This is a genomic window from Microbacterium sp., from assembly GCF_036277215.1.
In the GTDB taxonomy this organism is placed as follows: Bacteria; Actinomycetota; Actinomycetes; order Actinomycetales; family Microbacteriaceae; genus Microbacterium.
Genome location: NZ_DASUNI010000341.1, coordinates 1 through 14,677 on the forward strand (window position 1 = coordinate 1; position 14,677 = coordinate 14,677).

The following is a 14,677-nucleotide window of genomic DNA, read 5'->3' on the forward strand; positions in this document are numbered from 1 at the left end:
GCGCATCGCCGTCATCACGCTGTGCTCCACGCCGCGGGTGGCGCATCTCCGCAACCAGCTCGCCGCGCTGGCCGGCCGAGCGGATGTCGAACGGATCGTCGTGTGGATCGACGACGACGACGCGCCCACGCTCGACGCCGACCGCATCCTGCGTGTCGATCGCGGCGCCGCCGGCCTGCGCCTCGCGGCGGCGCGCAACGCAGGCGCCGACGCTGCGATCGCCGACGGAGCGACGCTTCTCGTGTTCCTGGACGCCGACTGCGTCCCCGGGCCAGACCTGATCGATCGTTACGGTGCGGCCGCTTCGCTGCACCCGGACGCGGTTCTGAGTGGTCCCGTCACTTATTTGCCGCCGGGCTTCGACGTCGCCGACCGCCGCGCGCTGGTGGCCGCGACGGCTCCCCACCCGGCGCGGCCCGCCCCGGCGGACGGCGAAGTGCAGGCGGCGTCGGACGACGAATATCCGCTCTTCTGGTCGCTCTCGTTCGCCGTACGCGCGGACGAATGGATGCGCATCGGCGGCTTCGACGAGGGGTACGAGGGTTACGGCGGGGAAGACACCGACTTCGCGTTCACCCTCCGCAGCCGAGCGGTGCCGCTGCTGTGGGTCGGCGGTGCCCATGCCTACCACCAGCACCACGAGACGTCGACCCCGCCGTGGCAGCATCTCGACGACATCCTCCGCAACGGCGCCAGATTCGCCGCGCGCTGGGGCGAATGGCCGATGACCGGGTGGCTCGAGGCGTTCGCCGAGGACGGCGCCGTGCGATGGGACGGCTCCTCCTGGCGGCGGACCGACGCCTCGGTCAGCCGCATGGTCGGCGTCGGCCCAGGCTCAGCGAGCTGATCGGCGGTCGCGAGCACCGAGAAGAAGGTCCGCGGCCACGATGAGGTCCGCGGCGACCGGATCGGGAGCGAAGTCTCCGATCCCCGCCAGCGCGTGATCCGCGAGCGCCCGAGCCGCCTGCGGTTCGTCCAGCAGGCGGTGCAGGGCCTCGGCGAGTCGGCCGGCGTCGGCCGGCGGCACCATGAGGCAGTCGATCCCGTCCGCGCAGAAGTCGTCGAAGCCGCTGCCCGATGTCACGATCAACGGCGTGCCGAGGGCCTTCACCTCGAGGGCGACGTTGCCGAACCCCTCCCACCGCGACGGGCACAGAGCCACATCGGCTGCGCGGATGGCCCGGTAGAGCTCGTCGCCGGGAACGTGCCCGAGCCAGGTGACGCGCTCCTGCGCCTCGCCCGGCAGCGTCGCGAGCAGACCCGACCGGGTCGGCTCGAACCGCCGGTCCCCGCCCGCGCCGGCGAGCACGAGGCGCGCTCGCGGCATGCGGCGGTGGAGTTCTCCGAACGCCGCGACCGCCTCGATCACGCCCTTGCGTCGCTCGGATCTACCGAGGAAGAGCACGATCGGGTCGTCGCCGTCCGGCCAGCCGCCCGGTAGGGATGCGGTCAGCGCGGCGGCGCGCACCCGGTCGACGTCGATGCAGTTGCGGACGACGACGGAGGGCGGCACGGTGCCGAGCATCGCCTTGGTGCGCGCGAGCATGGCCGTCGAGATCGGGATCAGCCCCGCCGATCGACGGATCTGCCGCGTCTCGAGTCGGCTCTGCACGGCGACCGGCAGTCGGCTCCAGGACGGCAGATCGCGAAGCCGCAGTCCGGAGACGTCGTTGGCGAGGCGCATGCTGGTGGCCAGATTGGTCAGCAGTGGTGCGCTCCGGGGCAGGGCAGCGCCGAGTGCCGCCCACTCCGGCAGGAACACCCGGTCGTAGGCTGTGCGTCGGTAGGCGGCGCGTACGTCCCGCGCTCGCGCGAATTGCGCGCGCACGCGCGACATCCGGTCGGTGCGCCGGAAGGCCAGCAGCCGGACGCCCTGCAGGTCGGCATCCGCCCGGGGCGCGGCATCCGAGAACACCATGAGATCGACGTCGACTCCCGCCCGGACCAGCGCGGGCAGAAGCGCGGCGTAGTGACGCCCGATGCCCCCGGTGTAGGCAGTCAGCCCCGCGTACTCGGTCGTGGCGACGAGCCAGCGTTGACGGCTCGGTGCGGGTTCGTGCGGTCCTGTCACCGATACCGCCGGGGCACGGTCCAGGGTCGGCCGAACTCCTCGTTGAAGCCCTCCGGGTCGAAGGGGCTGTCTCCGCCCGCCGGATAGCTCGTCAGTTCGCCGAACACGATCCGGCCGTCGAGGTCATACAGGTCGACGCGGACGAAGTCGGTGTCGGCGCCGAGTCGCTCGGCGAGATCGATCATCTCCCGCAGACGCGCAGGCTTCGGCGGCTCCGGGGCGGCCCAGGGCGGCCCGCCGCTGAGCGGGACGTGCTGCCAGTCGGGGCGGAAGAAGTCCTGGGTGCGCCGTCCGAAGCGTCCCGCGTCGACCTGCACGAACGTGCACCTGCCGTGGAAGACGAAGAACTTGTAATCGTCGGGAATCCCACCGTCAGCGCCGGCCAGCAGTTCCTCGACGATCACGCGGCGCGGAACGTGACCGTAGGCCCATTCGCGGTTGGGGCCCTGCCCGTAGAGCTGCGCCACCCAGCCGTGGGCGATCCGGACGATGTCATCCCGGTGAGCGAACTCCGGCCGAACGTGGCGGTAGACCCAGCTGCCCGGCTCCGGCGGCAGCCGTGCGTCCTCCGGTGCGGATTCGGAGATCACGATCGCGGCTCCGCTCCCGTGCGTCGGCTTGACCACGTACGCCGGAGGCAGCTCCAGGTCGCGCAGCTCGGCAGGGTCGTCGACGATCGCGTACGCCCTGGGCAGGTATCGGTCGCCGATCCGCGCGGCGACGTGATCGCGCACTGCCGCCTTGTCCGCGAAGGTGACGATGAGCGGGCGATGATCCCGGAGCATCTTGTACCGGACCTTCTCACGGAAGGTCCGCGGGTGCCGAGTGCGCCACAGCCGGATCGAGCGGATCAGGCGGCTCCGCTCGCGCCAGGCGACACGATCGCCCTTGGTTGCGGTGACCGTCGCGAGCGAGGCGGTGTCCGTCGATGAGGATTCGCGCTCGAGGGGGCCGGGGTTCACGCCTTCAGGCTATGCCGCCGCGTCTGAAGGATGTCCCACCCGCCACCGTCCGGCGGCGCGAGCCTGAATCGTCAGCAGTCGATCCAGTCGCCGGAAATCCTGGGCGAGGATCCGGTGCGTCGCCCACCCGGGCAGCCACCCGACCTGCCAGCGCAAGGAGTCGCTCAGCTCACCCGCGTAGTCCGCGCGGATGCGCGTCCGCTCGCCTGACTCGGCGCACGCGTACTCGACGCGCGAGTTCCACGGGGCCGATGACAGCCAGACCACGCGTCGATTCTCATCCAGCGAATCGAGCTGGTCGATGAAGTGCACGCGGAACGGACCGATGCGGTCTGTCGCCATCCATCTCGTACCGACCTGAGGCGGCCCGGCGTCGATCTGCCTGCGGAACACGACCGCAGGGGCGAAGTCATGCCACTGCGTCGGGTTGGACAGGTACGGGAAGACGGCTTCGACCCGGTGGTTCACGGTCGCGTCCACGACGACGCGGCGGTTCCATCGGCTCTCGCTCACGCGAACGCGCACATCGACGGTCGCCGATCGTCCGTCGAGGTCGCGTCCCCCGGGAGCCTCGTTCTCCACGGTCGAGAGCGTACGGCGCCGCATGCGGGGCGGGCAAGGGCACCGCAGACGGCCGCCCGGCCGGAAGTAGCACTGACGTGGTGTGGGCGCGGCGTGATCGGAGTAGCATGCGGCTGTCCGGCGCGCGGGGGCCGTCGGGCAGCGGTGATCCGTGATGAGGTCGGGGGTCGTAATGGCTGAGAAGCTGCCGTCGTCCGGGTCGATGCCCGATGGGCAGAAGCCAGGTTGCGACACGTCGGGCTTGATCTTGGTGCACCGCATCTTCCGCTGGCTGTACCGGGAGCTGCCGTTGCTCATCCGCGAGGTGAAGGCCGGCGACCTCGAACGAGCCGCGATCGTCGGGGACTACGCGAAACTCGACTTCTTCGCCCTCCACCTGCACCACGAGACGGAGGACACGGTCCTCTGGGATCGCTTGACCACCCGTGATCCGGCATGCGTAGCCCACGTGGATCAGATGAAGGCGCAGCACGCGGCGGTCGCGTCGCAGCTCGCGCGCATCGAGCCGCAGCTCGCCCCCTGGGTCGCAACCGCAGACGCGGGACTCCGCGATACGTTCGCCGGCGACATCGAAGTCCTCCGCGACACCCTGTACGCGCATCTCGGCCAGGAGGAGGACGACATCATGCCGGTCGCCGGCGCGGTCCTGTCGCAGAAGGAATGGGACGAGCTGGAGGCGCACACTCGCGCCGCGCTCATCGCCCATCGCAAGGAACTGCCCAAAGACGTGATGTCGTTGCAGGTCGGGCTGCTGCTCGCCAGCGTTCCCGAGGCCGAGCGCGACGAGTGGTTCCGCGCGAACGTGCCCGCGCCGATTCGGCTGCTCTACCTGCTGCTGATGAAAAGACGGTACGAGCGCGCGATGCGGGAGATCTATCCCGACCGCCCCGTTCCGGCGATGGTGTGACCCCCGGCATCCCTCGCGGTGGACGGTCCTGCCGCGTATGACCTTGCCGCAGCGACGGTCGCGCGCGGTTCTTGCCGTGCGACGCAGTGCGCACCAGACTTGGGCAAGCCCGTCGCATTGGAGCGGGGCACGACCCTCTGGAGCCTGACATGTCCGCTCTCGGGAAGCAGTTGCTTCGGCGCAAGCCCATCATCTTCCAGCGCAAGCATCACCCGGGCGAGGAGCTCGAGCGCAATCTGGGTACGTTCCAGCTCATGATGTTCGGGGTCGGCGCCACGGTCGGCACCGGCATCTTCTTCGTACTGAGCGAGGCCATTCCGGTCGCCGGGCCGGCCGTCATCATCTCGTTCCTCCTCGCAGCTGTCGCCGCGGGGCTGGCGGCGCTTTGCTACGCGGAACTCTCCTCATCCATCCCCGTGAGCGGCTCGAGCTACTCGTTCACCTATCACGCACTCGGCGAGGGCGCCGCCGTTCTGGTCGGAGGATGCGTCCTGCTGGAGTACGGCGTGGCCGTCTCAGCGGTCGCGGTCGGATGGAGCGGGTACTTCAACGAACTGCTGCACCACCTCTTCGGATTCCAACTGCCGAGGGAGCTCTCAGTGTCCTTCGTGCCGGGCGACGACGGCGCGGCGACCGGGGGCATCGTGAACCTGCCCGCGATCGTGCTCGTGTTGCTGTGCATGGTGCTCCTCATCCGCGGAGCGTCCGAATCGGCGACGGTCAACGCGGTCATGGTGTGCATCAAGCTCGGCGTACTCGCACTGTTCATCGTCATCGGGTTCTCCGCATTCAACGCCGACCACTTCTCGAACTTCTTCTCGCAGGCCGCCGGAATCAGCGGTGCGGCCGGCGTCATCTTCTTCTCCTATATCGGTTTGGATGCTGTCGCCACGGCGAGCGAGGAGGTGAGAAACCCGCAGAAGGCGATCCCCCGTGCGATCATCGGGGCGCTGCTGATCGTCACGACCTTCTACGTCCTCGTATGCATCGCGGGTCTCGCGGCACAGCCGGTGGAGTGGTTCGCCACCCCCGAAGCCGGCGAGGCCGGTCTCGCCAAGATCATGGAGCTCGTGACCGGTACGCCGATCTGGGCGACGATCCTCGCCGCCGGTGCAGTGGTCTCGGTGTTCTCCGTCACCCTCGTGACGCTGTACGGCCAGACCCGCATCCTCTTCTCGATCTCGCGGGACGGCATGGTATCCAAGCGATTCCTCACCGTGAGCGCGAAGCACGGCACACCTGTCTTCAACACCGTCGTCGTGTCCATCGTCGTCGCGCTCGTCGCGGGGTTCGTGCCCTCCGACTACCTGTGGGACAGCGTCTCGTTCGGAACGCTGGTCGCCTTCAGCGTCGTCGCGATCTCGCTGATGGTGCTGCGGCGCCGGCGGCCTGACCTCGAGCGGCCGTTCAAGGTCCCGCTCTACCCGGTGGTGCCGATCCTCACGGTTCTCGTGTGCGTCTACGTCCTCACCAGCCTGCGGCCGATCACCTGGATCATCTGCGTGACCTGGCTCGCCATCGTCTTCGTCTTCTACCTGTTCTACGGGCGCAGGCACGCCACGCTCAGCCACTACACCTCCGACGAGGAGATCTCGGAGCCGATCCACCCCGAGGCCGAGGTATGACCTACGTCGTCGGATACGCGCCGCACAAGCACGATCGCAGCGCTGTCGAGCTCGCCTGCCAGCTCGCGCGCTCCCTTCCCGAACCCGTGGTCGCCGTGTCTGTCGTCCCGAGAGGATGGGGAACGCCGGTTGCAGCAGGCACCGATCGCGAGTTCGAGCAGTGGGCGGCCGGCGAGGGGGCCGACAGCGCGGCGCTCGCGGCAGCGGACCTCGCGCAGCATCCTCTGGTCGAGGGGTCCGCGGTGTGGGTCGCCGGCAGGTCGGTGCCCCAGGCCCTCCTCGAAGAGACGGCCGAAAGGGATGCCGCGATCCTCGTGGTCGGATCGGGCGACGACGCCGAGCCGGGCAGCATCCGCCTGACATCCAAGACCGACCGGCTGGTGCACTCGTCGACGGTGCCGGTGGCCATCGCACCTCGCGGATACCACACGTCGAGGGGAGTCACGAGGATCACCGTCGCCTTCCGAGACGACGATGCGAGCTGGTCGCTGCTGACGCGCGTGGCCGAGATCAGCCGGCGGGCGTCGGCGCAGCTGCGCGTCGTCACGTTCCTCGTGCGCCCGTCGCGGCGCCCGGTCACCAGCGACGTGAGCCACGCCGAGACGCAGGTGATCGACCTGTGGGCGGTGCAGGCGGCGGCGGCTCAAGCGGAGGCGCAGGCGCACCTGAACTCGATGGGCCTCACCGACGACAGCGTTCACCTGCATATCGCGGAGGGAGCGGACTGGGCCGCAGCCGTCACGTCGGTCGACTGGGTCGACGGCGACGTGCTGGTGCTCGGATCGTCATCGACGCACCGTCTGGCGCAAGTCTTCCTCGGCTCGAGTGCATCGAAGATCATCCGACATTCGCCGGTGCCGGTCATCATCGTCCCGGGGAGTGCGACCGGTTAGCGGGCGGCGTCGAGCCCCTCGCGGCCCGCCCGAACCCGCGCCACGCCGCCAGTTCGCAGTCTCGGCGTATTCGGGAGCGCGGTGGATGCCCGTCTGCCGGTTGATCAGGGACTCCACGAGGGCGAGGCTGACCCATTGTTCGGCAGCTTCGAGAACGCGAACGCCTGGTCGGGTTCCCGCGTTGCGCATGATCTTCGTCGGGCTGTCGGACACCTCATCGAGGCGGGTGATGACCGACCGAAGGTACGGTTGCACCGGGCGCGATCTCGCGTCAGCATGAGACTGCATCTCTCCCCGGCGAATGGTGCGGGGAGTACGGGAGCGGTCTTCGAGAGGATCGGTCATCATGGATGCATCGATCGCCACAGCGGGGCGCTACCGATGACGGTCGAGCCGGGGATGGCGTTGGCTGACCGCTACGAGTTGTCCGGTCGGATCGCGGTCGGCGGCATGGGCGAGGTCTGGAAGGCGACGGACCGGGTCATCGGTCGCGCGGTCGCGGTCAAGATCCTCAAGGCAGAGCTGGTCGAGGCGCCGGGTTTTCTGGAACGCTTCCGTGCCGAAGGGCGGCATGCGGCGCTGGTGGACCATGACGGCATCGCACGCGTGTACGACTACGGCGAAGCGGACGGGACGGCCTTCCTGGTCATGGAGCTGGTCGACGGCGAGCCGCTCTCGGATGTCTTGCGGCGGGAGGCGCCGCTGCCCCCGGATCGCGTTCTGGACATCATCGCCCAGACGGCACGTGCGCTGCATGGCGCACACGAAGCAGGCCTCGTACACCGTGACATCAAGCCGGATAACCTCCTCCTCACTTCGGATGGGCGACTGAAGATCACCGACTTCGGGATCGCACGCGTCGCCGATCAGGTGCCATTCACCGCCACGGGCCACGTCATGGGGACCGTCCAGTACATATCCCCCGAACAGGTCAGCGGCCGACCGGTCACCGCCGCCAGTGACATCTACTCGCTGGGCGTGGTCGCCTACGAAGCACTCGTAGGGCGGCGACCGTTCACCGGCGAGTCGCAGGTCGCGATCGCTCTGGCGCAGGTGAACGACGCTCCGCCGCCGATGCCTCCCGACCTGCCGGCCCCCGTGCGGGACCTCGTTGTCTCGTGCATGGCGAAGGACCCTGCGGGGAGGCCGCGTTCGGCCGCCGACCTGGCACGATCGGCAGAGCAGATCCGCCGATCCCTGACGGCGGAACCGGAAGGCGATGTTCGAGCGGAGCCGGCTCACTTCGCGGGTCACCTGCCCACGACGGTGTCGTCGCGTCCGCTGCTGAACACGAAGCTCTACCGACCGAAAGCGCGGCGAGGGGCGGTGTCGCGCCCGCGTCTGCTGGAGCAGCTTGATGGAGGACTGACATCCAGCCTGACGATCGTCTCGGCGCCCGCAGGTTTCGGTAAGTCGACCCTGCTCGCCGACTGGCTCGGGGAGATCGCCGCAGGCGAAGCGGGTGAGCCGGCAGCGGCGTGGCTGTCGCTCGATGCCGGCGACAATGATCCGTCGCTGTTCTGGGCGTACGTGATCGCATCGCTGCGCACGATCGCGCCGGACGTGGGGGCCGATGCGCTTGCGCTGCTGGAATCGCCCGGCCCCGTCTCGCCACAGGCACTGCTCACCGGCCTTCTCAACGAACTCGCCGGCGTCGCGGGTGAGCTCGTTCTCGTGATCGACGATTATCACGTCATCGACACACGGGCGGTGCACGACGGGCTCGCGTTCCTGATCGCCAACCTGCCGCCGAACGTCCACCTCGTCCTGGCGAGCCGCGCTGATCCGCCACTCCCCCTCGCTCGCCTGCGGGGCCGCGGAGATCTGGTCGAGATTCGCGCAGCCGACCTGCGGTTCACTGCGGAGGAGGCGTCGGACTATCTCATCCGGGCGACGGACGTGCGGCTGACGCCGCAGCAGATCACGACGCTCGACGACCGCACCGAAGGCTGGATCGCCGCGCTTCAGCTCGCAGCTCTCTCGATGCGCGGTCGAGACGACATCGCGGATTTCGTGGCCGGGTTCGCCGGCGACGACCGATACATCGTCGACTACCTGGTCGAGGAGGTCCTGCAGAACCAGCCGCCGGAAGTGCGCTCGTTCCTGCTGCACACTTCGATCCTCGGCCGCATGAACGCGCAACTCGCCGATGCCGTCACGGAATGCGGGGACAGCAGGGCGATGCTGGAGGCGCTCGACCGGGCCAACCTGTTCCTCGTGCCGCTCGACGACCATCGTCATTGGTATCGCTACCACCACCTGTTCGCCGAAGTGCTGCGGGCGCGGCTGATGGAGGAGCAGCCGGACGACGTGCCCGACCTGCACCGCCGCGCGAGTGTGTGGCACGAGCAGCACGGCGAGCAGGACGCCGCGATCCAGCACGCCCTTGCTGCGCCTGACCCCGCGCTGGCCGCGCGTCTCATCGAGGCGGCACTGCCGGCGATGGCGCGGGATCGCCGGGAGGCGACGCTGCGCGGATGGCTGGAGGCGCTGCCAGAGGAGGTCTTCCACACACGGCCCGTCCTCAGCCTGGGCTTCGCCGGCGCACTGCTCTCTACCGGAGAGATGCAAGGTGTGGAAGCCCGACTGCGGGATGCAGAGCGATGGACGAACTCCTCGGACGACAGCCGCCCGGATCCGGATCAGCCTGTGGTGGTCGATGCCGACGAATTCCGGCGCCTGCCCGGCTCGATCGCGATCTACCGCTCGGGGCAAGCACTGGCTCGCGGGGATGCGGCGACGACCGTGGCGTACGCTCGGCGGGCGCTCGAGCTGCTCGATGAGGACGACCAGTATCGCCGGGGCGCGGCCGCAGCGCTCGAGGGCCTGGCGCTGTGGGGAAGCGGCGACTTGGACGGCGCGTACGAGGGCTATGCGGAGTCCGTCGCGAGTTTCCGCCGCTCGGGCCACATCGCCGACGTCCTCGGTTGCACGGTCACCCTGGCCGACATCCGCCTGACCCAGGGCCGGCTGCGCGACGCGATGACGAGCTACGAATCCGCCCTGCAGCTGGCGCTCGAGCAGACTCCGCCGGTTCGCCGCGGCATCCCGGACATGCACGTCGGGATGAGCACGATCCTGTACGAGCGCGGAGATCTGGAGGCGGCGACCGCGCACCTGGAGCTCGGCGCCGCCCACGGCGACGCCGCCGGGCTACCGAAGTACCGCTACCGCTCGAGACTGGCGCTGGCCCAGCTGCGACAGGCAAGGGAAGACCTCGCCGGCGCGGCCTTGCTCCTCGACGAGGCAGACCACTTCTTCGTGGCCGACATGGGGCCCGTCGTCCGCCCCGTCCCCGCGACGAGGGCGCGAGTCTGGCTGCAGCAGGGCAGGATCGCCGAAGCCCTCACCTGGGCCCGCGGCGCGGGATTGTCCGCGGAAGACGACCTCAGCTATCTGCGGGAATACGAGCACATCACCCTCGCCAGGATCCTGCTCGCGCAGCATCGGCGACACCGCGAAGAGCAGCCGCTTCGCGACGCCACGGCGCTCCTGGCCCGCCTGCTCGAGGCAGCGGATGCCGGGGGAAGAACCGGAAGCGTCATCGAGATCCTCGCGCTGCAGGCGCTGGCATACCGCGTGGACGGCAACGTTCCGGATGCCGGTGCGTCGCTGGAGCGGGCCCTGGTGCTGGCCGAGCCCGAAGGCTATGCGCGCCTCTTCGTGGACGAGGGCGCACCGATGGCCGGACTGCTGGATGCGATCACCTCGCGGGACTCCGTCCGGGCATATGCCCGACGGCTCCTCACCCTGTTCGGCGCCTCCGAAGGCGCCGCGCCGAGCGACGAGCGGAGCGCCGGTCTCGCGGAGCCCCTGAGCGATCGTGAGCGCGAGGTGCTCCGGCTTCTCGCCACCGAGATGAGCGGCCCCGAGATCGCCCGCCTGCTCGTCGTCTCGCTGAACACGGTGCGCACTCACACGAAACGGATCTACACCAAGCTCGGGGTCAACAACCGACGGGCGGCCGTTGTCCGCGCCCAGGAACTGGGTGAGCTCGGGCGGGGCGGGCGCACACCGCCCTCCTAGAGATCACCGTCGGTCCACGACACGGTAGTCCGGCCCGTCGTGTCGGTGGTCGTCGACGGGTTTGCGTCGATCGCACGCACCGCGAGCAGGACCACTCCCAGATCGCGGATCTTGATCAGGATGCCGTGCAGGGCGGCCTGATCGGCGACGGGACCCCGCAGCGTCGTCGTGCCGTCCGGCTCGCGGGTCATCGTGAGGTCGCCGAACCACCCGGCCCAACGGTCCTCCAGGTGCCGCCCGATACGCAGTTCGTAGTCGCCGGGCTCGTCCTGAGCAATCACCGAACTCATGCTCGCGCTCCTGTCTTGTCTGCGGCGCGGCGGACGGCACGACCGGGCGCGCGGCGGATGATCCACTCGGCCACGATGAGGTTGATCGCCCAGCCCGCTCCGTTCAGCAGGGCGATGCTCAGCCCGCTCGTGCCGAAGATCTCCTCGCCGAAGGCGAGCGTGAACACCTGGGTGGCGGCGCCGAGCCCGAAGGCGAAGGCGCGGATCATCCACGCTCGGTGCCGCGGGAGGCGGCGCTGCCGGATGGCGAGGAATCCGAGGACGATGCACAGCGCCATGCCCGCCGCCGCCAGCAGCCGGAAGAGGAACAGCAGCGGCGAGGAGTCCGGCAGCGTGGCGAAGGCCAGCCAGAGCCCCGAGCCCGCGGCGAGCAGGGCCGCCAGGATCGCCACTCGGCCGGCGATCCGGTGCCAGGACGGCCGGCGCCGGCGGAAACCGGCGGAGAACTGGAGCGCGCCGAGGACGACGAAGACGGTCGCCCCGACGACGTGCACAACGACCGGCAGCGGCATCCCACCGCCGTCGCCGGCGGAGGAGTCGGCTGCGCCGGCGGCGAGCGCGACCCGTCGGAGCGCGTTGGCGAGGATGGGGATGAGTCCGAACGCGATCAGCCCGGTCGGGAGCAGCCAGCCGGCGCCGCGTCGGCGCGCGGGCCGGACACCGGGTGCGGGGTGGGAAGTCGTGAGGCTCATCTCCTGCCCCTTACTCGTAGCGGAGTGCATCGATCGGGTTCTGGCGAGCTGCCCGCCGAGCCGGCAGGGTTCCGGCGAGGAATGCGATCAGCATCACCGTGAGCAGGATGGACGCGACCGGCACGAGCTCGAAGCGCAGCACCTGCAGCCCCTCCAGTTCGGTGAGGAACCTGTCGACGATGAAGCCGTTCGCGGCGCTGCCTATCCCGACAGCAGCTGCTGCGCCGAGGACACTGCCCAGGAATCCGATGAAGACCGCCTCTGCGCTGAACAGTGCGTAGATGCTTCCGCCTCGCATCCCCATCGCCTTCATCAACCCGATCTCGCGGGTGCGCTCCTGCACGCTCATGAGCAGGGTGTTGACGATGCCGAAGCCGGCGGCGATCAGCGCGATGACGGCGAAGGAGTTCAGCACCGCGATGATGCCGTCCACGACCGTCTGGATCACACCGATCTGGTCCGACACCGTGGACGCGTCGAATCCCGCGTCCGACAGAGCCGCCTGCATGGTGTCGATCTCGGCCTCGGTGGCCCGGGGGTCGAAGTGCGCGATGGCGGCGACGGACTGCTCCGCTGTGGCCGCCGGCTGCCCCAGGCTCTGGACGGTGTGCAGCCGCTCGATCAGGGCCTCGTTCAGCGCGGCCCCGGAGGCCAGGATCGTCTCGTTCTGCACACCGGCGACCGTGGCGACGACCTCGTGCATGGCTCCGGTGTAGTCGGCGATGCCGATGCGCACTGTCGCGCCCACCGCGCTGTCCGCGTCCGGAAATCCGAGCGCATCGACGTAGGAGGTGACGAGCAGGATCTGGGGATCGGCGCCCACGGTGTCCAGTTGAGCGCCGGATGCCAGGTCGGGTGTGGTGAGATTCGCCGTGGCGTTCACGTCGAGCTCGTACTTCCCACCGTGGTCGTATTCGACGTACCGGGGATTGACCTGCCGCACGGCGCTCACATCGAGAATGCCTTCGACCCGCCGGATCGCGTCGAGGTCGGCGTCGGTCAGGGGTTCGGTTTCGAACTGGGCGAGGTCGGCGCCGACGATCGCCGCGTCCGGGTCGTACTCCGCCGGCCCTTCCTGCTGTTCTGCCTGCTCGCTCGCCTTGGTGATCGTGAGGACGTCCTTGGCACCGAAGGCGCCGAGCTGGTTGTCGATGTACTCGGAGACGCCCGTGCCGATCGCGCTCGTGATGGTCAGCGTGAACGCGCCGATGAAGATGGCGAGCACGGTGAAAGTGGTCCGCGCCCTGCTGCGCAGGGTGTTGCCGGCCGCGGTGGTCAGCAGATCCGTGATTCTCATGCGAATACTCCGATCAGTTCGGGGATCACTTCTCGGCCGTCGCTGATGTGGACCTGGCGGTCGCAGCGCGCAGCGAGTTCGGTGTCATGCGTCACCACGACGAGGGTGATGCCGCTTTCTCTGTTCAAGCGGAACAGGATGTCTTCGACCAAGCGGCCGGTCACGGTGTCGAGGTTGCCGGTCGGCTCGTCCGCGAAGATGAGCTGTGGGTTGTTCACGAGCGCCCGGGCGATCACCGCACGCTGCTTCTGGCCGCCCGAGAGGCTGACGGCCCTGCTCTGAGCCTTGTCGGCCATCTCCAGCTGGTCCAGCACAGCCATCCCGCGCGCGCGTCGTTCGCGGCGACCCACGCCGGCGATCTTCAGCGGCAGGATGACGTTCTCCAGCACGCTGGTATTCGGGTTGAGGAAGAACTGCTGGAAGACGAACCCGAAGGTCTCGTTGCGGAGCCGGCTGAGCTGCCGGGAGCTGAGGGATGCGGCATCCACTCCCCCGACCCGCAACGAACCATGGTCGGGTTGATCGAGAAGCGCCAGGAGATGCATCAGCGTGGATTTGCCGGAGCCGCTCTTGCCCACGATCGCCACGGACTCCCCGCGATCGATCCGGAGGGAGACGCCCTTCAGCGCGTCGAACCGATTGGCGCCACGACCGTAGGAACGCTGAAGGTCCTGGACGTCGAGCAGTGCGGCGGTGCTCCCGGGACTCATCGGAGCACCTCGGCGGGAGTGGCGGGCACCAGGACAGTCTGGGTGGCTTCGACGACGTTGATCACGACGCTGCCGCGCTTGCGTCCTGTATCCACATACCGATGGGCGTCGGCGATGTCGTCCAGGGAGTAGGAGCGGTCGATGACGGGCCGGATGTCGCCGACCTCGGCGAGGTACATGACATGCCGCAGGTCGTCGGCCCGATAGGGTCCCGGACCGGTGATGACACTGATTCCGTGTCGCCGGGCGTCCCGCTTGGCTCGGATGAGCGAGCGCAGACCGGCCGCCACCAGGAGCACCGCGCCGCCCGGGCGCACGGAGCGGGCGACTCTGTCGACGGGCGCGTTGCCGACGCAGTCGACGATCACGTCGTACGTCGTGTCGTCCGCGGTGAAGTCGTGCGTCCGGTAGTCGATGGTCCGCTCCGCTCCGAGATCGGTCACGAGAGCGTGGTTCGCGCGACTGCAGACGGCCGTCACATGCGCCCCCACCGCGCCGGCGAGCTGCACGAACGCCGAACCGACCGCGCCCGACGCCCCATTGACGAGGATCGCGCTGCCGGCGTGGACCGTCGCCTGATTGAGGTAGGCCTGGGCCGTCAGTCCGCCGAAGATGAGGCTCG

The 14,677-nt window shown here is 69.1% G+C and carries 13 protein-coding genes and 1 pseudogene; 6 read left to right on the forward strand and 8 right to left on the reverse strand.

From position 1 onward, the window contains the following. Positions 1–847 (forward strand): glycosyltransferase family 2 protein (locus tag VFX99_RS16210; RefSeq protein ID WP_329667323.1); only part of this gene is annotated, 847 nt, incomplete at its 5' end. On the opposite strand, the gene VFX99_RS16215 is transcribed toward VFX99_RS16210, so the two are convergent. Genes VFX99_RS16215 through VFX99_RS16225 form a run of 3 tightly spaced genes read right to left on the reverse strand, consistent with a single transcriptional unit; the run spans position 836 to position 3,615 of the window. Further along, entirely contained in the window at positions 836–2,071 is a 1,236-nt protein-coding gene (locus VFX99_RS16215) for a glycosyltransferase family 4 protein (RefSeq protein ID WP_329667324.1), read from the reverse strand. The genes VFX99_RS16210 and VFX99_RS16215 overlap by 12 nt on opposite strands. After that, positions 2,068–3,033 (reverse strand): ATP-grasp fold amidoligase family protein, encoded by a 966-nt coding sequence (locus tag VFX99_RS16220; protein WP_329667325.1) that lies wholly within the window; start codon positions 3,031–3,033, stop codon positions 2,068–2,070. Before VFX99_RS16220 ends, VFX99_RS16215 begins: the two co-directional genes overlap by 4 nt. Before the next feature lie 9 nt (positions 3,034–3,042). Beyond that, positions 3,043–3,615 (reverse strand): SRPBCC family protein, encoded by a 573-nt coding sequence (locus VFX99_RS16225; RefSeq protein ID WP_329667326.1) that lies wholly within the window; start codon positions 3,613–3,615, stop codon positions 3,043–3,045. A 172-nt stretch (positions 3,616–3,787) separates the two neighbouring features. Between VFX99_RS16225 and VFX99_RS16230 the strand changes: the two genes are divergently transcribed. The 5 genes and pseudogenes from VFX99_RS16230 (at position 3,788) to VFX99_RS17280 (ending at position 11,066) form a co-directional block, all read left to right on the forward strand. Beyond that, positions 3,788–4,522 carry a hemerythrin domain-containing protein gene (locus VFX99_RS16230; RefSeq protein ID WP_329667327.1) on the forward strand — a complete coding sequence of 245 codons (735 nt, stop codon included), beginning with the start codon at positions 3,788–3,790 and terminating at the stop codon, positions 4,520–4,522. Positions 4,523–4,671: 149 nt separating this feature from the next. After that, positions 4,672–6,147, forward strand: coding sequence for an APC family permease (locus VFX99_RS16235; protein WP_329667328.1), 1,476 nt, complete (start codon positions 4,672–4,674; stop codon positions 6,145–6,147). After that, complete coding sequence (locus VFX99_RS16240) at positions 6,144–7,040, forward strand: universal stress protein (protein ID WP_329667329.1); 897 nt, start codon at positions 6,144–6,146, stop codon at positions 7,038–7,040. The genes VFX99_RS16235 and VFX99_RS16240 overlap by 4 nt, the downstream gene beginning before the upstream one ends. A 381-nt stretch (positions 7,041–7,421) precedes the next feature. Then, positions 7,422–8,270: pseudogene (locus VFX99_RS16245) on the forward strand (serine/threonine-protein kinase); the annotation flags it as partial. Positions 8,271–8,570: 300 nt separating this feature from the next. Beyond that, positions 8,571–11,066, forward strand: coding sequence for a LuxR C-terminal-related transcriptional regulator (locus VFX99_RS17280; RefSeq protein ID WP_414684414.1), 2,496 nt, complete (start codon positions 8,571–8,573; stop codon positions 11,064–11,066). Here the strand turns inward: VFX99_RS17280 and VFX99_RS16255 are convergent. From VFX99_RS16255 to VFX99_RS16275, 5 genes are all read right to left on the reverse strand, one after another. Then, complete coding sequence (locus VFX99_RS16255; RefSeq protein ID WP_329667330.1) at positions 11,063–11,356, reverse strand: hypothetical protein; 294 nt, start codon at positions 11,354–11,356, stop codon at positions 11,063–11,065. The two genes, VFX99_RS17280 and VFX99_RS16255, sit on opposite strands and share 4 nt — an antisense overlap. After that, positions 11,353–12,048 carry a DUF2306 domain-containing protein gene (locus VFX99_RS16260; protein WP_329667331.1) on the reverse strand — a complete coding sequence of 232 codons (696 nt, stop codon included), beginning with the start codon at positions 12,046–12,048 and terminating at the stop codon, positions 11,353–11,355. The genes VFX99_RS16255 and VFX99_RS16260 overlap by 4 nt, the downstream gene beginning before the upstream one ends. Positions 12,049–12,058: 10 nt before the next feature. Further along, the gene (locus VFX99_RS16265; protein ID WP_329667332.1) at positions 12,059–13,345 is read right to left on the reverse strand and encodes an ABC transporter permease; all 1,287 of its coding nucleotides are present in this window, start codon (positions 13,343–13,345) and stop codon (positions 12,059–12,061) included. Continuing rightward, positions 13,342–14,055: an ABC transporter ATP-binding protein gene (locus tag VFX99_RS16270; RefSeq protein ID WP_329667333.1), complete on the reverse strand. Its 714-nt coding sequence runs from the start codon at positions 14,053–14,055 to the stop codon at positions 13,342–13,344. Before VFX99_RS16270 ends, VFX99_RS16265 begins: the two co-directional genes overlap by 4 nt. Beyond that, a partial coding sequence (locus tag VFX99_RS16275) for an NAD(P)-dependent alcohol dehydrogenase (protein WP_329667334.1) occupies positions 14,052–14,677 on the reverse strand: 626 nt, incomplete at its 5' end. The genes VFX99_RS16275 and VFX99_RS16270, both read right to left, overlap by 4 nt.

Coding starts and splice junctions, on each gene's coding strand:
- VFX99_RS16270 (WP_329667333.1), bottom strand. CDS start 14,055: ATGAGTCCCGGGAGCACCGCCGCACTGCTCGACGTCCAGGACCTTCAG.
- VFX99_RS16260 (WP_329667331.1), bottom strand. CDS start 12,048: ATGAGCCTCACGACTTCCCACCCCGCACCCGGTGTCCGGCCCGCGCGC.
- VFX99_RS16235 (WP_329667328.1), top strand. CDS start 4,672: ATGTCCGCTCTCGGGAAGCAGTTGCTTCGGCGCAAGCCCATCATCTTC.
- VFX99_RS16255 (WP_329667330.1), bottom strand. CDS start 11,356: ATGAGTTCGGTGATTGCTCAGGACGAGCCCGGCGACTACGAACTGCGT.
- VFX99_RS16265 (WP_329667332.1), bottom strand. CDS start 13,345: ATGAGAATCACGGATCTGCTGACCACCGCGGCCGGCAACACCCTGCGC.
- VFX99_RS16230 (WP_329667327.1), top strand. CDS start 3,788: ATGGCTGAGAAGCTGCCGTCGTCCGGGTCGATGCCCGATGGGCAGAAG.
- VFX99_RS16240 (WP_329667329.1), top strand. CDS start 6,144: ATGACCTACGTCGTCGGATACGCGCCGCACAAGCACGATCGCAGCGCT.